The sequence below is a fragment of the Agrobacterium sp. B1(2019) genome (assembly GCF_008274755.1).
Taxonomy (GTDB): Bacteria; Pseudomonadota; Alphaproteobacteria; order Rhizobiales; family Rhizobiaceae; genus Agrobacterium; species Agrobacterium salinitolerans.
Genome location: NZ_VTPB01000003.1, coordinates 198,531 through 215,944, shown reverse-complemented (window position 1 = coordinate 215,944; position 17,414 = coordinate 198,531). Strand labels below are relative to the sequence as shown.

Sequence of the window (17,414 nt, the reverse complement as noted above, 5' to 3'; positions counted from 1 at the left end):
ATCGACCGCCAAGGCGCAAGGTTTGCCGCGACGGTGAAAAGATTGCTGGACGCCTCATAGGCCCTCTTTATCTTGTTTGCGCAGGACGGTTTCCCTATCGCCGGTCCGATGACGGAACCGGTTTGCCGGCCGGGGTTTTTTCAGCGTCTGGCGACGGGGCTTTGCCGTCCTTCTCGTTTTCATGCGCGTCCGGCCCCGCCACGATCACGCCACGGCCGTGCTCCTCGCGCTTCTTGTCTGCGAAGTCGCCCGGTTCCTTATTGCTGTTCATGGTAATCTCCTTGTTGCACTTCTGTCAGGAGTTCAACGGCCGTCATGAGCAGAGGTTCCAGCGCGGTCGCCGCCGCGAACGTTTCACTTTATAACGATCTTTGCTATTAACATGAATTGATAAGTCATGTTAATGGGGCGCAGCGCGATGACTGGCGTGGTGCGCGCGTCTTTTCATACGCTCACCCTAACCCGACAACCGGACGGTACCCGCATTGAGTTTCTGGCATTCCATGACCTGGCACACGGAAGGGATCAGCGTCACTGCGCCGGTGAAATGGCGCCAGTTCGACGGACTGGTCAGTGCTTTCTGGGAGGCGGAAAGCCAGATGGGGGCGAAGGGTTATTATCTGGCCGCCGATCCGCGCATCATGATCTTTTTCAACGATGTCTCCTCGCGCATCAGCATGTCCAACCGCAATGGCGAATTTACCAACCATTCGCGGCCAATGACACGGGCGGTTTATGTGCCCGCCGGCGTGCCGATGTGGACGAGCAGCAGCGCCACGCACCGGTTCTCGCATCTCAACCTGCATATTCACAAGGACCGGTTGTTGCGCTTCCTGTCACCTTCGGTCGGCAGTTCCGCGGCGATGACGGCGCTGCGTCGCCCGGTCGAGATACAGGACATCGGTTCGGTGGAAACCCTTGCCGGCCTGCTTGTCGATGAGCTCTGCGAACCCTCGAAACATGCGGTCTACGCGGAAAGTCTTGTCGGCAGCATCGTTGCCGGCCTGCTGGATATTCCCGGCCCTGCTCCGGAGCAGGCTAATGGCAGGCTGACGCAGGCGCAGTTGAACAAGCTTCTTGCCCAGGTCGAAAAACGTGGCGACGACCGTATGACGGTTGCCGAGATGGCCGATATCGTCGGGCTTTCGGAAAGCTGGTTCGCCACCGTATTTCGCCAGACCACCGGCAAGACGCCGCTGCAATGGCAATTGGAGCGGCGCATCAATGCCGCCCAGAAACTTCTGCTGGAAGGCGATCTGACGGTGGCCGATATCGCCGCCCAGCTCGGCTTTTCCGATCAGGCCCATCTGACCAAGGCTTTCCGCCAGTCCGTAGGCAACACGCCCGCCGCCTGGCGACGTCTGCACAAGCTGCTTTGACGGGGCGAGATCGGTGTCTTGATGCGACCCGGTCAGATCCTCGGGACAAGCCCGAGGATGACTTTATGTGTTAGAAAAACTATGCAATATTCTGAAAAATATTGCTAATGTCGTTTTTTACCACGTCTTTCGCAAGGTTATGGAAAACGCCCGACCGGGATTATAAAAGTCAGCGCCGAACCCGCCATAAGAGACATGTTTTTCGTTGAAGATGTTGGAAACATTGACGTCCAGCGAGGCAGTTTCCTGAATCTTGTAGCTGAACGCGGCATCCACGGTCACGCTGCTTCCGGTTTCGACCTTGTTGGCATTGCCGAAATAATAGGCGCCTGTATAGCGGCCGCCGAGACCGAAGGTCATGTCGCCGAAATGGTCGTTGCCAGCAAGCGTATAATTGACCCACAATGAAGCCTGATGCTCTGGCACGAATTGCGGCCGGTTGCCGACATTGCCGCCGGTGCCGTTTTCCGTGATTTCCGCGTCGAGATAGGAATAGGCCGCCGTCAGGCTGAGATTGTCGGTCACTTCCGCCTTGGCTTCGAGATCGAGACCGCGCACGCGTACCTCGCCGATGGTGGTCGGCAGGCTGGTGATCGGGCTGGTAACGGTAATGTTGTTCTTCTTCAGATCGTAGATCGATGCGGTGAACAGGGCCGGGAAAGCGTCGGGCCGGTATTTCACCCCGAGTTCGATCTGCTCGCCGCGTTCGGGCTCTACCGTCAGGCCGGATGCGGGCACTACCGATTCGGCATAGCTGATATAAGGCGCGATTTCGTTGGTGACCTTGTAGGACACGCCGATGCGCTTGGTCAGTTCGCTGATGTCGCCGCTGGCCGTCGTGCCATTCAGCCGATTGGTCTGCTCGGTGTCGATCCAGTCGTTGCGCAGGCCGGCGCTGACGATCAGCCTGTCGAAGAAGGTGAAGTCCTGCTGGAGATAGATCGCCTTGGTCTTCTGATCCGTCAGGGAGTCGGCATAGAGCGGCACGGAAGCGGGTGCGCCGGTATAGACCGGGTTCATCCAGTTGATGCTCGGCGCAGCACCGAAGTAGCTTTTGCTGCCGGATTCGTAGTTGTTATAAAAAACGCCGACGAGGCTGCGGCTTTCGACAGTTTCAAACCGCGTGTCATATTGCAGGCGTGTGTCGATCAGGAAGTTTTCGGTCTCGGTGTCGTTTCCGAAATAGGACCGGTTGGCGATGGTCGAACCGTTGGTCGGTGTCGACGAGATATAGGCGTAACCGAAGTCCGTATTCGCCTTGCTGTAGCGCGCATTGGAACTCAGCGTCAGGCCGGAGCCGAAATCGTGGTCGAACATCACGCTCAGCGAATTGCGGTTCGTGCCGCGATAATTGTAGTCCGGTTCGCCGAAGAAGCGGCTCCGGTCGAAATGCGAGCCGACGGGATGGCCGCCCCCGCCCGGAACGCCATCCTTGTTCAGATGATCGTAAACCACGGTAAGGCTGGTGACGTCCGTGGGGCGCCAGGTTAAGCCGCCCATGAAGAATTTCTCGTCGTCGCGGGAATAGTCATATTCCGCATCGGCATTTCTGAGCTTGCCGGTCAGGCGATAGGACAGCGTGTCGTCGCTGGTGATATTGTCGCCAAAGTCGAAGCCGGTTTCGGCGCGGCCATAGGAGCCGCCGGTGACATAGGCTTCACCGAAACGGGTGCGCTTCGGCACCTTGGTGGAATAATTCACCGAGCCGCCGGGATCCGAGACGCCAAAGGTGGTGGAATTTCCGCCCTTCAGCACTTCCACACGCTCATAGGCATAGGTTTCTTCGCGCAGCGCGCCGAAGGGACGGCCAAGCGTCAACCCGTCGCGATAGGTATAGGCGTCGAAACCGCGAATCTTGAAATAGTCGAAACGGTCGTCGGAGCCGTAAAAATCCGTTGTCACACCGGCGGTATATTGCAGCGCCTCTTCCACGCTCTGCACGCCGCGCTGCTGCATTTCCCTGGCGGTGATGACGGAAACGGAGGCCGGTGTGTCGAGAATATCGGTCGCCATCTTGCTGCCGCTTGTGGTGCGGGTGGCGACAATGGACTTCTGGTCATTGTCGCCGCTATCGATGGTGATGCGCTCCAGAACCGTGCTGCCGCCCGTATTGGCAGCTTCCTGCGCCAGAAGGGAGCCGGGCAGGGTGGCGACAAGCGCCGTGCAGGCAAGCAGCGCCCTATCCTGATAACGACGTCGCGTGGTTTTGCGGTGTCTGCCTTCGGTTTCGATATTCATTGGTATGTTCCAGACGTTGATGCCCCGACCGCCGCTTGCACGGCCCACTCTCGAAGCGCCCAATAACTTGAGAAAGTTTGTCCGGTATTGTAACTTTTTGCGGTTTTGTACAAAACCCCGGAAATTTCACCGCTGTTGCGACGCCATTTCCTGCCTGGGCTTGACGGGGGCATTTGAAGCTGAGAGTTCAAGTCCACTTTTGAACCTTTGAGAGCTCGCCAATGCTTTGCCCGTTCCGCTGCCTCATGTCGGTATTTGTGCTTTTCCTGTCGATGATCGCGCCGAATATGGCCGCGGCGGAGGAGACAACCCGCTATCCCATCGTCATCAAACATGCGTTCGGCACGACCACGATTGCGAAGAAACCGCAGCGGGTCGCGACTGTCGCCTGGGCCAACCATGAGGTGCCGTTGGCCCTCGGCATCGTGCCTGTCGGCTTTGCGGCGGCCAATTTCGGCGATGATGACGGCGATGGCCTGCTGCCATGGGTGGCGAAGCGGCTTACCGAACTCGATGCCGCAAAGCCTGTTCTGTTCGACGAGGGTGACGGTATAGATTTCGAGGCCGTGGCGGCGACGCAGCCGGATGTCATCCTTGCCGCCTATTCAGGCCTCAGCCAGTCCGACTACGATACGCTGAGCCAGATCGCCCCTGTCGTCGCCTATCCCGTTTCTCCCTGGGCAACGGACTGGCGCGAGATGATCCGATTGAACAGCGCCGGTCTTGGCATGGCGGCCGAAGGTGAAGCGCTAATCAAACGCATAGAGGGTGAGATTGCTGAGGTCGTTGCCGGCCACCCGCAGCTGAAGGGCAAGTCGGCCATGTTCGTCACCCATCTCGACGCCACCAATCTCAGCGTCGTCAATTTTTATACGGCCAATGACACCCGGGTGAAGTTTTTCGCCGATCTTGGGCTTTCCTCGCCGAAAAGCGTCTTGGAGGCGACGAAGCCGGGGCAATTCGCCGCCGGCGTCAGCGCCGAGCGTGTGGATGCCTTCGACGATGTCGATATCGTCGTGACCTATGGCAGTGAGCAGCTGCTGAATGCCATGCGGGCCGATCCGCTTCTCGCGCGCATGCCGGCCGTTGCCAATGATGCCATCGTCATGCTGGGCCGCGATCCGCTTGGCACCGCCTCCAACCCCACGCCGCTGTCGATTTCGTGGGTGTTGAAGGACTATGCCGATCTTCTGGCAAAGGCCGCCGACAAATCCTCCGGGAAATCGCAGTGACAATGTCCGGCCCTGGCAAAGCGACGGCCGTGCTGCTCGCCGGCCGCTCCAACCGCGTGCGAACGGCCTGGCTCGGTGCGGTGCTGGCGCTTCTCGCACTGCTTTGTGCGCTCTCCGTCGCCATCGGCACGCGTGAGGTCTCTTTTGCGGATATTGTTGGTGGGCTCAGCGGCCGCGTCGCGACGGTTGCCGAGGCGGCCGTCGCGGTGCGCCTGCCGCGCACGCTGCTTGCCCTGCTTTCCGGGGCGGCACTTGGGCTGGCCGGGGCCATCATGCAGGGCGTCACCCGTAATCCGCTTGCCGATCCAGGCATTCTCGGTGTCAACATGGGGGCGTCGCTCGCCGTCGTCATCGGCATTGTCTGGTTCGGCATCGCCACGGCGCAGGCCTTCATCATGGTCGCGATTGCCGGGGCGGGGGGATCTGCGGTTTTCGTTTATGTCGTCGGTTCGCTCGGGCGAGGCGGGGCGACACCGTTGAAACTCGCACTTGCGGGCGCCGCCACCTCCGTCGCCTTTTCCTCGCTCGTCGTCGCCGTCGTGCTGCCGCGTAGCGATATTGCCGGCGGCATCCGTTCCTGGCAGATCGGCGGCGTCGGTGGGGCGACTTTCGAGCGCATCGAGACCGTGCTGCCCTTTCTGGCCGCCGGCTTCATCATCAGCCTGCTTTCGGCGCGCAAGCTGAATTCTCTGGCGCTCGGAGACGAACTCGCCGCCGGGCTTGGCGAGAATGTTGCGGTGGCCCGAGCCGTAGCCTCCTTCGGTGCCATTCTGCTCTGCGGTGCGGCTACCGCCATTTGCGGGCCGATCGGTTTTGTCGGGCTGGTGGTGCCGCATCTCTGCCGCCTGCTCGTCGGGGTGGACAATCGCTGGCTTTTGCCGTTCTCGGCACTTGGCGGTGCGTGCCTGCTGCTTGCCGGCGATATTGTCGGGCGCATCGTGGCGCGGCCGTCGGAACTCGATGTCGGCATCGTCACCGCCCTTGTCGGTGCGCCTTTCTTCATCTGGATTGTCAGACGCCAGAGGGTGCGCGAATTATGACCATATCCGCTCCCGTCATCGAAAATCTTGTTTTCAATCGCCATGCCCGTCAGCGCCGGCGCCGTCTTGTCATCGCCGCCCTGTCGGTGATCCTGATCGCCGCTTTCGCAATTACGCTGATGCTCGGGCAATCCTTCACGCCGCCCGGCGATGTCACTCGTGTTCTGTTGGGGGAGGAGATTGCCGGCGTCACGTTCACCGTCGGGCAGCTGCGCCTGCCGCGCGCGCTCCTTTCGGTTCTCGCAGGCCTGAGCTTCGGGCTCGGCGGCGTCGCCTTCCAGATCATGCTGCGCAATCCGCTCGCCAGTCCCGATATTATCGGCATCAGTTCCGGCGCAAGTGCGGCGGCCGTTTTCGCCATCGTCGTTTTGCAGATAAGCGGTCCGCTAATCTCGGTCTTCGCCGTCGCGGCCGGTCTCGGCGTCGCGCTTCTCGTCTATCTCCTGTCCTTCCGCAACGGCGTGGCCGGCACGAGGCTTATCCTCGTCGGCATCGGCGTTTCAGCCATGCTGGAAAGCTTCATCGCCTATATACTCTCCGTTGCGCCGGCATGGACGTTGCAGGAGGCGATGCGCTGGCTGACCGGCAGCGTCAACGGCGCCAAAATCGCCCAGTTGCTGCCGCTCCTCATCGCGCTCATCCTGTTCGGCGGCCTGCTCCTCAGCCGGGCGCGTGATCTGGAAGCGTTGAGACTGGGTGACGACGCCGCCGCAGCGCTCGGCGTGCGGGTGGGACGAACCCGTATCATCGTCATCATCGCCGCAGTCGGCATGATCGCCTTTGCAACGGCGGTCTCCGGGCCGATCGCCTTTGTCGCTTTTCTCTCCGGGCCGATTGCGGCGCGCATCGTCGGCAGCAACGGCTCGCTGCTCCTTCCTGCGGCTCTGGTCGGGGCTGTGCTGGTGCTGGTTGGCGATTATTGCGGCCAGTTTCTGTTGCCAGGCCGTTATCCGGTCGGCGTCGTTACCGGCGCGCTCGGTGCGCCCTATCTGATTTACCTGATCGTGCGGGTCAACCGCAGCGGAGGCTCGTTATGACCGGCCACTCCCTTTCCGTGAACGGCCTGTCGGCCGGCTACGGCGAAAACCTCATCATAGAAGGGCTGGATCTCACCGTTCCGCGCGGCAAGATCACCGTCATCGTCGGCGCCAATGCCTGCGGCAAGTCCACCTTGCTGCGCAGCATGTCACGGCTCATTACGCCACGCGCCGGTCAGGTTCTGCTCGATGGAAAATCGATTCATCGACTTGCCTCCCGCGATCTCGCAAAGCGCATGGGCCTTTTACCGCAATCGCCGATAGCGCCGGAGGGTATCGTGGTTGCCGATCTCGTCAGCCGTGGCCGGCACCCACATCACGGCCTCTTCGCCCGCTGGTCGCGGCAGGACGACGAGGCCGTCGCCGCAGCCCTTGTCGCCACCGATACGGTGGAACTGGCCGAGCGGCCGGTGGATGAGCTTTCCGGCGGCCAGCGTCAACGCGTCTGGATCGCCATGGCGCTCGCTCAACAGACAGACATATTGCTGCTGGATGAACCGACCACCTTCCTCGATATCAGCCACCAGGTCGAGGTGCTGGATCTTCTGACCGACCTCAACCACGCCCGCGAGACCACCATCGTCATGGTGCTGCATGACCTCAATCTCGCGGCCCGTTATGCCGATCATCTCGTTGCCATGAGGGACGGGAAGCTGCATGTGTTCGGCACGCCGGAAGAGGTGCTGACGGAAGAGAATGTCCGTCACGTCTTCGGCATCGAAAGCCGGGTCATCGAGGATCCGACCTCGGGCAAGCCGATGATGCTGCCAATCGGGAGGCATCGAACGGTGGTGGGGTGGTAATAGCCGTATCTCTTTGAGATACGGCTCTGTTGACTTCTGTGCGTATCGGTTTATGATACCAACATCGCGAGGCCAACAATGATCCGCTCTTTCAAAAACAAGCTGACCGCGTCGATTGACGACGGATCTGTGAAGAAGGGCTTTCCCGCCGATCTGGTACGCCGCGCCCAGCAGCTGCTCACGATCCTGGACGCGGCGACCACGGTAGAAGACTTTCGGTCACCGCCCGGTAACCGTTTGGAGGTGTCCGGCGACCGTGAAGGCCAATATTCGATCCGGATCAACAAGCAGTGGCGCATCTGCTTCGTCTGGACGGAAGCAGGGCCGGAAAACGTTGAAATAACCGACTATCACTAGTCTGGCATTTTTGTGGAGAGGCTCATGACAAATCGGCCAAGGAGGGCCAGCGAGCATGACAATCAGTAAATCGCCTCCGATCCATCCGGGGGAAATCCTGCGGGAACTCTATCTTGAGCCGCTGGGGATGTCTGCTTACGCTCTTGCAAAGCACCTCAATATTCCGCGCACCCGCATAGAACGCATTGCCGGAGAGAAACTCGGTATCACCGCCGACACCGCCTTGCGCCTGGCAAAATTTTTCAAGACCACACCGGAATATTGGCTGAACCTGCAGAACGCCTTTGACATTAAGGCGGCGGCTGCGAGGCTGGAAGCGGACCTTGCCAATATCAAAGAACTGGAAGCGGCTTAATTCTCAGCCGCCTGTCAGGTCACGGCCAGGCCGCATAAGATGGCGGCGGAACCTTCTGCATTCGCGTTGCCGTTCTCCTGAAACGGCCGGGAGACGTGCCCTCGTTGCGAGTGAAAAAGCGGTTGAAGTATCCAGGGTCCTGAAAGCCCAATCGGAATGCGATTTCAGCGACTTGCAGCGATGAGTTCACAAGAAGGTCGCGCGCTTCGGACAGCAGTTCCCGGTGAATATAGGCCTGCGGCGAAAGCCCCGTCGCCTTGCGCACCGCAAATCCCAGCCGTTCGCGATTGACGCCGAGTTGCCTTGCATAGTCTTCCACGCCCCATTGATCACGTTTGTGCTGGCTGACCAGCAGCACGAAACGCTCGGTGAGGCTGCCAGGCGTGGAGACGGCTGCGGCAATATCGGCGATGGCGTGCTGGCATATGCGAATGAGGGTGACGGAGAGGAGGCTGGTGATGATCGTGTCTGAGCCGGTTGTCGCGCGGACATTTTCGCTGGCGATGGTCTCAAGATAACCCGCCAGTTCCTGCCGGTCCTTCTCCGCCGGCGTCTGCGTCAGAACACGTTGCAATATATTGCGAACAGCGCTTGCGCTCGTGCCGGTGGGCATCGCATGGGCAAGCCCGATTTCCGTCGTCTTAAGCAGCGATCCACGGCTTCCGGCATTCAGCCGGAGGCGGCCATTAGGACCGATGGGCAGCCAGATCAGCCCCGGTGCCGGGACAGGCAGCGTCTTTTCACCCTGTATGATTTCCGCTTCCCCGGCGGACAGGAGAAGGAGATGGGCGCTATCCGATTCCAGCCGGAACTCGGATATGCGCAGCGTCGAGGCGAGGGTGCGCGCCGTGATCTCCACGCGATTGCCGGCAATCTGGCTGTGCAGCGGCATTCGACCTCCAAAAGTGCAATAATGCGCTACATTAGTGCATTTTATATGCGGCTGTCATTGCTAAACTTTGATCAGCGCAGGGGAAAGCCTTGAGGAGAATGGCAACCCCGACAACGCGCTTTGGGAGGAACATCATGAATAGTCTGAAGCGCAGAACGCTGTTCTGCCTGCTCTCCAGTGCTGCCCTGTCGGCGGTATTTTTCGGTCACGCCAATGCGCAGGACCGCACCTCGGTGAAGATCGGTTATGCGGTCTCAAAAAGCGGCGCCAACGCCACGGGCGCCGGCATCACCACCATTCCCAACTACAAATTATGGGTGAAGGAGGTCAACGATGCCGGCGGCCTCACCCTGCCGGATGGCAAGCGCCTGCCGGTGGAAGTGGTCGAATATGACGACCGTTCCTCGGCCGAGGATGCGGTGCGGTTCACCGAGCGTCTGGCGAGCCAGGACAAGGTCGATTTCATTCTGCCGCCCTGGGGAACGGGCTTCAATCTGGCCGTCGCTCCGCTCTACGACCGTTTCGGTTATCCGCAGCTTGCGGTGACTGGCGTCACCGACAAGGCGCCCGAATTTGCCGCCCGCTGGAAAAAGAGCTTCTGGATGCTCGGTGGTGGCCATGATTATGCCAATGCACTGGCCGATGTTTTGAAAGCCGCACGCGATGCCGGCCAGATCAACGACAAGGTCGCGGTGATTTCGGTGGCTGACGGTTTCGGCATCGATCTCATCAAGGCCGCGCGGCCGGCGCTGAAGGAAGCGGGTTTCACGCTTGCCTATGACAAGACCTATCCGGTCGGCACCTCGGATTTCGCAGCACTTGTGAACGAGGCGGCGGCGAGCGGCGCGGACAGCTTCATTGCCTTTTCCTATCCGCCCGACAGTTTCGCGGTGACGAAACAGGCGCAGACCGCGCGATTCAACCCGAAGGTTCTTTATGTCGGTGTCGGCGGTGCGTTCCCGATTTTCCCGAAGGTCTCCGATGGCAAGCAGGAAGGCGTGATCAGCATCGGCGGCGTCGATGGCAGCAGCGACAAGATCGAGGATTATTTCAAGCGCCACGAAGCCTTCATCGGCGCCAAGCCGGACAGCTGGGCAAGCGCCATCACCTATGCGAGCCTCGAAATGCTTGCCCAGTCCATCCAACGTGTCGGCCTTGATAAGGCGGCGGTGGCGAATGAGCTTTCGACGGGAAGTTTCCAGACCGTCATCGGCCCGGTCAAGCTTGAAGACAACCAGCTTCGCCAGCTCTGGTGGGCGGGACAATGGCAGGGTGACCGTTTCGTGGCGATTGCGCCCGCAGACCGCCCGGGCGCAGCGAAGCCGGTCATTCCGAAGCCGCAATGGTGAGCCTTTGCCGGCCGGGGCCGTAAACCCCGGCCGGAAGGCTTCGGCCATGTTCCATACTGGAGACGTTCCCTTGTTTTTATCCACCCTCATCTTCGGTTTGATGCTGGGAGGGACCTATGCGCTGATCGCGCTTGGACTTTCGCTGCAATATGGCATCGCCCGCATCATGAACCTTGCCTATGGCGAAGTGCTGATTGCGGCTGCCTTCATCACCTTCGTGCTGTTTTCCGCCTATGGCCTGTCGCCACTCTGGTCTCTTTTCATCATCGTTCCGCTCGGTTACGCCCTGTCTTTCGTCATCTACCGGGTCATGATGCGGCCGCTGGTGCGCCGTTCGGGCGCGTCCGGCCGTCTGGAAGTCGATTCCATTCTGGCGACCTTCGGGCTGCTCTTCGTTATCCAGGGCATCATGCTGGTGGCGTTCGGCGGCAACTACCATTCCTATTCCTACCTCTCCGATGGCGTCGACGTCTTCGGCACGACAGTGGCGCTGGACCGGCTCTTGTCCTTCGGCCTGTCGGTCGCAATCGGTGGCGGGCTATATCTGGCGCTCACCCACAGCCGCTGGGGCCTCAACCTGCGGGCGGTCGCGCTGGCGCCCAAATCCGCGCCGCTGGTCGGCATCGATGTGAATCGCGTGGCCTCAATCGGTTTTGCGCTTGGCGGCGCACTCGCCGTGGCAGGCGGGGTGATGATCTCTATGTATCAGACTTTTTCCGCCTCCTATGGCGTTGTCTTCACCATGAAGGCGCTTGTCGTCGTCATCATGGGCGGTGTTGGCAATCTGCTCGGCGCGCTGGTTGCCGGCCTGCTGCTTGGCCTCGTGGAAACCTTCGTACTCGTTTACGTTGATCCCGGCCTCACGCTTGCCGCCACCTATCTGCTTTTCCTTGTGGTGCTGCTCTGGCGTCCGGAAGGCATTTTCGCAAGGAGGGGCAAATGATCCCGCTTCTCATCGGCCTTGCCGCAGCCGCGCTGCTGGCGCTTTCCCCCTTCTTTTTCGATGCCTATGGCGTCGGTGTTATCATCGGCCTTCTCGGTTATGCGACGCTTGCCTCCGCCTGGGCGATGTTCTCCGGTCCGACGCGGTATATTTCGCTCGCCACCGTCGCGTTCTTCGGTGTCGGGGCCTATACGGTTGCGGTGCTGAGCGAAGTCTTACCATGGCCGCTCGTCCTCCTGAGTGCGGCCCTTGTCGGCGCGTCGCTGGCGCTCGTCGTCGGGCTGTCCACACTGCGCGTCGCCGGCATTTATTTCGTGATCTTTTCCTTCGGTCTTGCCGAACTTATCCGTCAGCTCATCACCTGGTATGAGGTGAATGTGACGGGCACGCTCGGGCGTTACATCTTCCTGCCGCTGGAGCCGCAGCATGTGCTCTGGCAATTGCTGGCGCTGGCTGTCATTACCCTTCTGCTGTCGATCCTCATCGACCGCAGCAAGCTCGGACTGGCGTTGAAGGCAATCGGTGACGACGAGGTCGTGGCCGCCCATGCGGGCATTAATCTCGCACGCACCAAGCTGACGCTTTTCGTGCTGTCGGCCACGATCATCACGCTTGTCGGCGCCATTCAGGCCCCGCGCTGGGTCTATATCGAGCCGGCCATCGTCTTTAATCCGCAGGTCTCGTTCCTCACCGTCATCATGGCACTGCTTGGCGGAGCCACACGACGCTGGGGACCGATCCTCGGTGCGGTGCCGCTGTTCCTGCTGTTCGAGTGGCTGGGTGCCAACTTCCCCAATCATTTTTCCATCATTCTCGGCGCTCTCTTCATCCTCATCGTGTTCGTGCTGCCGGATGGCGTGCTCGCGGCGCTCGAGAAGTTGCGCAAAAAGGAGAAAGCCGCATGAGCGCCGTTCTCGAAATCACCGATATCCGCAAGACCTTCGGCGGGCTGAAGGCGGTGGATGGCCTTGGTCTTACCATCGAGGCCGGCGAAGTCGTCGGGCTGCTTGGGCCGAACGGTTCCGGCAAGACGACGCTGATGAATCTCATCTCCGGGGCGTTGAAGCCGACCGAAGGGTCGATCCGGCTCAAAGGGCAGGAGATTGCGGGCAGACGGCCGGATGTGATTGCGCGCGCCGGCGTGGCGCGCACCTTCCAGCTCGTGCGGCTTTTGCCTTCGCTTTCCCTACTCGAAAACGTTGCCGTATCGGCCATGTTCGGCCCGCAACGGCTTTCGCGTCCCGAGGCGGAGAAGGTTGCGCGCGCCTGCCTTGAAAGGATTGGTCTTGCCGGGCGGGAGACGATGCCGGCTGGCGATCTCACCTATATTGACCAGAAACGCCTTGAACTGGCGCGTGCGCTTGCGGGTGAACCGAAGCTTCTGTTGCTGGATGAATGGCTCGCGGGCCTCAATCCCACCGAACTTCAGGAGGGAATAGCGCTGATCCGGCGGCTGGCATCGGAGGGTACGACGATCTTGCTGGTGGAACATATCATGGCCGCCGTGCGCGCCCTTTGCTCGCGCTCGGTGGTCATGGCGGCCGGTCGCAAGATTGCCGACGGGCCGACGGCAAGGGTGCTTGACGATCCGCACGTCATTTCCGCCTATCTGGGAGCGGCACATGCTTGAAATAGACGCACTGACAATCCGCTACGGCAAACATCTCGCGGTTGACGGCATATCGCTCAATGTCGCCAAGGGCGAAACGGTGGTGCTGCTCGGTGCCAATGGAGCCGGCAAGTCGTCACTGCTGAAGGCGGTCGGCGGCCTAGTTGCGGCAGCCGCCGGCGACGTGCGCGTCAATGGCGAGTCGCTTGCCGAGGTTCCCGCCCATCAGATCGTGGAGCGGGGTGTGGCGCTGGTGCCGGAGGGGCGCGGAATTTTCGCGGCGTTGACGGTGGAAGACAATCTCCGTCTCGGAGCCAATCCCCGCCATGCCCGTTCAGCGGAAAAGACGACAAGAGAGCATATTTTTTCGCTGTTTCCGCGGCTTGCGGAGCGGCGGCAGCAGCTTGCCGGCACCATGTCCGGCGGCGAGCAGCAGATGGTCGCCATCGGCCGCGCGTTGATGTCGGCACCAGATTATCTGCTGCTGGATGAACCGAGCCTTGGTCTTGCGCCCATCGTTACACAGGAACTTTTTGCCGCTTTGGCGGAGATCAAGAAAAGCGGCCTTTCCATTCTGCTCGTAGAGCAGAATGTGCGCGAAAGCCTCGCGCTTGCCGATCGCGGTTATTTGCTGGAAGCAGGGCGGATTGTCGGGGCAGGCACGGCTGAAGGCCTGTCCGCCGATCCCGCCGTGCAACGGGCGTTTCTTGGCGGCACCACCGCCGCCATTGTCTGAATTCAGGAGGAAGATCATGCAGACTGTCAATCTTTTCATCGGTGGCGACCATTGCCCGGCCACAAGCGGCAAGCGCTTCGAACGCAGCAACCCCATTACCGGCGACGTGGCGACGAGTGCTGCGGCGGCAACAGTGGAGGACGCTACCCGCGCGGCCGATGCCGCGGCGGCCGCTTTCCCGGTCTGGTCGGCAACGCCGCCCGGTGAACGCCGTCGCCTGCTTCTGGCCGCTGCGCAGGCGCTTCTGGCCGCAGGGCCCGATATTACCCAGGCGATGAAGGAAGAAATCGGCGCAACCGACGCCTGGGCCGGTTTCAACGTCAAACTGGCAAGCGATATGCTGGTGGAGGCCGCAAGCCTCACCACCCAGATCAAGGGCGAGATCATTCCGTCCAACCGTCCGGGAACCATGGCCATGGCGCTGCGCCAGCCGGCGGGCGTTGTGCTGTCCATCGCGCCGTGGAACGCGCCGGTTATTCTCGGCGTGCGCTCCATCGCCACGCCGCTTGCCTGCGGCAATACGGTGGTGATGAAGACCTCGGAACTCTGCCCACGCACCCATGCGCTGATCATTGAGGCGGTCGCTTCCGCCGGTCTGCCCAAGGGCGTGCTCAACGCCGTCTCCAACGCGCCGGAAGATGCCGCAAAGATCGTCGATACGCTGATCGCACACCCCGCCGTCAGACGCGTGAATTTCACCGGCTCGACCCGTGTCGGCCGGGTGATTGCCGAAACGGCCGGCCGTTACCTGAAACCCGCGCTGCTGGAGCTTGGCGGCAAGGCGCCGTTCATTGTGCTTGACGATGCCGATATCGACGCAGCTGTCGCGGCTGCGGCTTTCGGCGCATACATGAACCAGGGCCAGATCTGCATGTCGACGGAACGCATCATCGTGCTCGACAGCGTCGCCGATACATTTGTGGAGGCCTTCGCGAAAAAAGCCTCGAGCCTCACGGCTGGCGATCCGCGTGAGGGCAAAACACCGCTCGGCTCGCTGGTCAGCGCCGAAGCAACCTCGCGCATTCGGGCGCTGGTGGATGACGCCGTCTCCAAGGGTGCACGGCAGGTCGCCGGTGGCGGCGGCAACGGCACGATGCTGGATGCGATTGCCGTCGATGGCGTCACCCCCGCCATGCGGCTATATTCGGAGGAAAGTTTCGGTCCGGTCGTTTCCATCATCAGGGCCGGCAGCATCGATGAGGCGGTAAGCATTGCCAATGAAACCGAGTTCGGCCTCTCCGCTGCGATTTTCGGTAGGGATCAGGCACGGGCGCTGTCCATTGCCGCCCGTATAGAAAGCGGCATATGCCACATCAACGGTCCAACCGTTCACGATGAAGCGCAGATGCCCTTCGGCGGGGTTAAGGCCTCCGGCTACGGCCGCTTCGGCGGCACGGCGGGCATTGCGGAATTCACAGAGCTACGCTGGGTCACGTTGCAGGACGGACCGCTGCATTATCCGATCTGAACAGGAAACGGTACAAGCTGGCGGGCGGCGTTACCGCCGCTCGTCGATCAGCCAGCCGGTGAGTTTTCTCACCGCGGTGTCGCTGCTTTTCGGTCGCATCAGCCAGTAGCCGCGCCCCGGTGCATCGAGGCTTGGGCCTGCCGTCACCAGCACGCCGGCCTGAAGCAACGGATCGACCAGTCCGGCCCAGCCGAGCGCGAAACCCTGCTCGCCAATGGTTGCCTGCACCACCATGGTGTAATTGTTGAAGCTGATGTCGCCGCCATCGTGGTCGGCCGGTCTCTGCACGCCGAAATGCTTGAAGTAGGAAGGCCAGTCGAACCAGTGCGCTTGCGAGGTGTTTTCGAGGTGAATGAGCTTCCGCCGCGAAAAATCCGCAACGGTTGCGGGTGCCGGTGTCTCGGTCAGCAGGGCAGGCGAGCAGACCGGCGTGACCTTTTCTGAAAGCAGCAGCACCGCACCGTCGCCGGCCTCCTGCCGCGTGCCGAAAATGATCATCACGTCGCTATCGTGCTTGCCCTGGCCCAGCGGATCCTGCGTGGCGACGATCTGGATATTGATATCCGGATTGAGCGTTCGAAAGCCATGCATGCGCGGGATGAGCCATAAGGAAGAAAAGGCATAGTCCGTGTGCAGGCGGATGGTCTGCCGTTCCTCCGTCCGGCGAAGCTGTTGTGCGAGAAGGTCGATGGCGTCGACATTGCGTGAAACAATCTCGAACAGTTTTTGTCCCTCGGCCGTCAGTTCGATGCCACGATGTCTGCGCTGTACGAGCGCTACGCCCAGTTCTTCCTCCAGCCTGCGGATCTGATAGCTTACGGCCGGTTGCGTCAGCCGCAGGGATGCCGCCGCCGCCGTCAGGCTGCCGCGGCGGGCAACCTCGGTGAAAATGCGCATCCATCCCAGATCGAGCGGCCGGTCTGACATTAAAATTCCTTATATCAACCATCGAAAAATACCCGCTTCACAGGCAAAAGCAACGTGGTGTTCAATAAACTGGATTGATAAAAGGGGAGCCGCAATGAAAACCATTTCTCATCTGCATCGCATCGCCGCCGGTCTCATTCTGTCGGTGGCAGCCTTCTCCACCCCGCTTCAGGCGGCCGATGACGCGGCCTGCAAGACCATCCGCCTCAGCGATCCCGGCTGGACCGACATCACCGCCACCAATGGTGTCGCGTCCGTGCTGCTCGATGCGCTTGGCTATGAGGCCGACGTCAAGACGCTGTCAGTGCCGATCGGCTATCAGGCGATGAAGAACGGCGAGATCGACGTTTTTCTCGGCAACTGGATGCCGGCGCAGAAATCCTTCGTAGATGATCTTGATGCCGCCAAGGCGGCAGAGGTGATGACGAAGAACCTCGAAGGCGCCAAGTTCACGCTGGCGGTGCCGGCCTATATGGCGGAAAAGGGCGTGAAGGATTTCGCCGATCTCGCCAAACACGCCGATGAGTTCGAAAGCAAGATTTACGGCATCGAGCCGGGCGCGCCGGCCAACCAGAATATCCAGAAGATCATCGACGCCAATGATTTCGGCCTGAAAGGCTGGCAACTCGTCGAATCCGGCGAGCAAGCCATGCTGGCGCAGGTGGAGCGGGCGGGCAGGGACAAAAAGGCCGTGGTCTTCCTCGCCTGGGCGCCGCATCCGATGAATGAGAAAATCGATATCGCCTATCTCTCCGGCGGGGACGCCTATTTCGGCCCGAATTTCGGCGGCGCGGAAGTCTACACGCTCGCCCGCACCGGCTGGCCGCAGCAATGCCCGAATGCGGCGACGCTGTTCAAGAACCTCAAATTCGATATTGGCATGGAAAACAGCCTGATGGGTTCCATCCTCGGCGGCGAAGATTCCAAGGCCGCGGCGACGGCCTGGCTGAAGGCGAATCCCAAATCGCTGGATGGCTGGCTGCAGGGTGTCACCACGCTGGATGGCAAGCCGGGTGCGGACGCCGTCAAAGGCAAGCTTGGCCTCTAAA

The 17,414-nt window shown here is 60.9% G+C and carries 18 protein-coding genes; 14 read left to right on the top strand and 4 right to left on the bottom strand.

Going from position 1 to position 17,414, the window contains the following annotated elements; genetic code table 11:
• Window positions 1–94 precede the first annotated feature (94 nt).
• Entirely contained in the window at window positions 95–271 is a 177-nt protein-coding gene (locus AGR1_RS29670; protein WP_187772255.1) for a hypothetical protein, read from the bottom strand.
• Between the two features lie 214 nt (window positions 272–485).
• On the opposite strand from AGR1_RS29670, the gene AGR1_RS21290 reads away from it, so the two are divergent.
• Window positions 486–1,379 (top strand): AraC family transcriptional regulator, encoded by an 894-nt coding sequence (locus AGR1_RS21290; protein WP_210248739.1) that lies wholly within the window; start codon window positions 486–488, stop codon window positions 1,377–1,379.
• Window positions 1,380–1,496: 117 nt separating this feature from the next.
• Here AGR1_RS21290 and AGR1_RS21285 read toward each other — a convergent pair whose 3' ends face one another.
• Window positions 1,497–3,617: a TonB-dependent siderophore receptor gene (locus tag AGR1_RS21285; RefSeq protein WP_149148164.1), complete on the bottom strand. Its 2,121-nt coding sequence runs from the start codon at window positions 3,615–3,617 to the stop codon at window positions 1,497–1,499.
• A 221-nt stretch (window positions 3,618–3,838) separates the two neighbouring features.
• On the opposite strand from AGR1_RS21285, the gene AGR1_RS21280 reads away from it, so the two are divergent.
• From AGR1_RS21280 to AGR1_RS21255, 6 genes are all read left to right on the top strand, one after another.
• Window positions 3,839–4,849: an iron-siderophore ABC transporter substrate-binding protein gene (locus AGR1_RS21280; RefSeq protein WP_149148163.1), complete on the top strand. Its 1,011-nt coding sequence runs from the start codon at window positions 3,839–3,841 to the stop codon at window positions 4,847–4,849.
• Complete coding sequence (locus AGR1_RS21275; RefSeq protein ID WP_149148162.1) at window positions 4,846–5,889, top strand: iron ABC transporter permease; 1,044 nt, start codon at window positions 4,846–4,848, stop codon at window positions 5,887–5,889. The genes AGR1_RS21280 and AGR1_RS21275 overlap by 4 nt, the downstream gene beginning before the upstream one ends.
• Complete coding sequence (locus AGR1_RS21270) at window positions 5,886–6,926, top strand: iron chelate uptake ABC transporter family permease subunit (protein ID WP_149148161.1); 1,041 nt, start codon at window positions 5,886–5,888, stop codon at window positions 6,924–6,926. The genes AGR1_RS21275 and AGR1_RS21270 overlap by 4 nt, the downstream gene beginning before the upstream one ends.
• Window positions 6,923–7,729 carry an ABC transporter ATP-binding protein gene (locus tag AGR1_RS21265; RefSeq protein ID WP_149148160.1) on the top strand — a complete coding sequence of 269 codons (807 nt, stop codon included), beginning with the start codon at window positions 6,923–6,925 and terminating at the stop codon, window positions 7,727–7,729. The genes AGR1_RS21270 and AGR1_RS21265 overlap by 4 nt, the downstream gene beginning before the upstream one ends.
• Window positions 7,730–7,807: 78 nt before the next feature.
• On the top strand, window positions 7,808–8,086 hold the full coding sequence (locus tag AGR1_RS21260; protein ID WP_149148159.1) for a type II toxin-antitoxin system RelE/ParE family toxin: 279 nt from the start codon (window positions 7,808–7,810) through the stop codon (window positions 8,084–8,086).
• A 55-nt stretch (window positions 8,087–8,141) separates the two neighbouring features.
• Complete coding sequence (locus AGR1_RS21255; protein ID WP_149148158.1) at window positions 8,142–8,441, top strand: HigA family addiction module antitoxin; 300 nt, start codon at window positions 8,142–8,144, stop codon at window positions 8,439–8,441.
• Window positions 8,442–8,460: 19 nt separating this feature from the next.
• Here AGR1_RS21255 and AGR1_RS21250 read toward each other — a convergent pair whose 3' ends face one another.
• Window positions 8,461–9,333, bottom strand: coding sequence for a helix-turn-helix transcriptional regulator (locus AGR1_RS21250; protein WP_149148157.1), 873 nt, complete (start codon window positions 9,331–9,333; stop codon window positions 8,461–8,463).
• A gap of 134 nt (window positions 9,334–9,467) precedes the next feature.
• Between AGR1_RS21250 and AGR1_RS21245 the strand changes: the two genes are divergently transcribed.
• The 6 genes from AGR1_RS21245 to AGR1_RS21220 all read left to right on the top strand — a co-directional run bounded on the left by AGR1_RS21245 (window position 9,468) and on the right by AGR1_RS21220 (window position 15,438).
• Window positions 9,468–10,682: an amino acid ABC transporter substrate-binding protein gene (locus AGR1_RS21245; protein ID WP_149148156.1), complete on the top strand. Its 1,215-nt coding sequence runs from the start codon at window positions 9,468–9,470 to the stop codon at window positions 10,680–10,682.
• Between the two features lie 70 nt (window positions 10,683–10,752).
• The gene (locus tag AGR1_RS21240; protein ID WP_149148155.1) at window positions 10,753–11,625 is read left to right on the top strand and encodes a branched-chain amino acid ABC transporter permease; all 873 of its coding nucleotides are present in this window, start codon (window positions 10,753–10,755) and stop codon (window positions 11,623–11,625) included.
• A complete protein-coding gene (locus tag AGR1_RS21235; protein WP_149148154.1) occupies window positions 11,622–12,530 on the top strand; it encodes a branched-chain amino acid ABC transporter permease in 909 nt (302 codons plus the stop codon). The genes AGR1_RS21240 and AGR1_RS21235 overlap by 4 nt, the downstream gene beginning before the upstream one ends.
• The gene (locus AGR1_RS21230) at window positions 12,527–13,255 is read left to right on the top strand and encodes an ABC transporter ATP-binding protein (RefSeq protein WP_149148153.1); all 729 of its coding nucleotides are present in this window, start codon (window positions 12,527–12,529) and stop codon (window positions 13,253–13,255) included. The genes AGR1_RS21235 and AGR1_RS21230 overlap by 4 nt, the downstream gene beginning before the upstream one ends.
• Entirely contained in the window at window positions 13,248–13,970 is a 723-nt protein-coding gene (locus AGR1_RS21225; RefSeq protein WP_149148152.1) for an ABC transporter ATP-binding protein, read from the top strand. Before AGR1_RS21230 ends, AGR1_RS21225 begins: the two co-directional genes overlap by 8 nt.
• Before the next feature lie 16 nt (window positions 13,971–13,986).
• On the top strand, window positions 13,987–15,438 hold the full coding sequence (locus tag AGR1_RS21220; RefSeq protein ID WP_149148151.1) for an aldehyde dehydrogenase: 1,452 nt from the start codon (window positions 13,987–13,989) through the stop codon (window positions 15,436–15,438).
• A gap of 30 nt (window positions 15,439–15,468) precedes the next feature.
• Here AGR1_RS21220 and AGR1_RS21215 read toward each other — a convergent pair whose 3' ends face one another.
• Window positions 15,469–16,365, bottom strand: coding sequence for a LysR family transcriptional regulator (locus AGR1_RS21215; RefSeq protein WP_149148150.1), 897 nt, complete (start codon window positions 16,363–16,365; stop codon window positions 15,469–15,471).
• A 94-nt stretch (window positions 16,366–16,459) separates the two neighbouring features.
• On the opposite strand from AGR1_RS21215, the gene AGR1_RS21210 reads away from it, so the two are divergent.
• Window positions 16,460–17,413: a choline ABC transporter substrate-binding protein gene (locus AGR1_RS21210; protein ID WP_149148149.1), complete on the top strand. Its 954-nt coding sequence runs from the start codon at window positions 16,460–16,462 to the stop codon at window positions 17,411–17,413.
• Window position 17,414: the final 1 nt, after the last annotated feature.

Bases quoted from the DNA above. Each gene is read 5' to 3' on its own strand.
- AGR1_RS29670 (WP_187772255.1), bottom strand. From the start codon at position 271: ATGAACAGCAATAAGGAACCGGGCGACTTCGCAGACAAGAAGCGCGAG.
- AGR1_RS21220 (WP_149148151.1), top strand. From the start codon at position 13,987: ATGCAGACTGTCAATCTTTTCATCGGTGGCGACCATTGCCCGGCCACA.
- AGR1_RS21270 (WP_149148161.1), top strand. From the start codon at position 5,886: ATGACCATATCCGCTCCCGTCATCGAAAATCTTGTTTTCAATCGCCAT.
- AGR1_RS21225 (WP_149148152.1), top strand. From the start codon at position 13,248: ATGCTTGAAATAGACGCACTGACAATCCGCTACGGCAAACATCTCGCG.
- AGR1_RS21285 (WP_149148164.1), bottom strand. From the start codon at position 3,617: ATGAATATCGAAACCGAAGGCAGACACCGCAAAACCACGCGACGTCGT.
- AGR1_RS21230 (WP_149148153.1), top strand. From the start codon at position 12,527: ATGAGCGCCGTTCTCGAAATCACCGATATCCGCAAGACCTTCGGCGGG.
- AGR1_RS21250 (WP_149148157.1), bottom strand. From the start codon at position 9,333: ATGCCGCTGCACAGCCAGATTGCCGGCAATCGCGTGGAGATCACGGCG.
- AGR1_RS21245 (WP_149148156.1), top strand. From the start codon at position 9,468: ATGAATAGTCTGAAGCGCAGAACGCTGTTCTGCCTGCTCTCCAGTGCT.
- AGR1_RS21210 (WP_149148149.1), top strand. From the start codon at position 16,460: ATGAAAACCATTTCTCATCTGCATCGCATCGCCGCCGGTCTCATTCTG.
- AGR1_RS21280 (WP_149148163.1), top strand. From the start codon at position 3,839: ATGCTTTGCCCGTTCCGCTGCCTCATGTCGGTATTTGTGCTTTTCCTG.
- AGR1_RS21215 (WP_149148150.1), bottom strand. From the start codon at position 16,365: ATGTCAGACCGGCCGCTCGATCTGGGATGGATGCGCATTTTCACCGAG.
- AGR1_RS21260 (WP_149148159.1), top strand. From the start codon at position 7,808: ATGATCCGCTCTTTCAAAAACAAGCTGACCGCGTCGATTGACGACGGA.
- AGR1_RS21235 (WP_149148154.1), top strand. From the start codon at position 11,622: ATGATCCCGCTTCTCATCGGCCTTGCCGCAGCCGCGCTGCTGGCGCTT.
- AGR1_RS21255 (WP_149148158.1), top strand. From the start codon at position 8,142: ATGACAATCAGTAAATCGCCTCCGATCCATCCGGGGGAAATCCTGCGG.
- AGR1_RS21265 (WP_149148160.1), top strand. From the start codon at position 6,923: ATGACCGGCCACTCCCTTTCCGTGAACGGCCTGTCGGCCGGCTACGGC.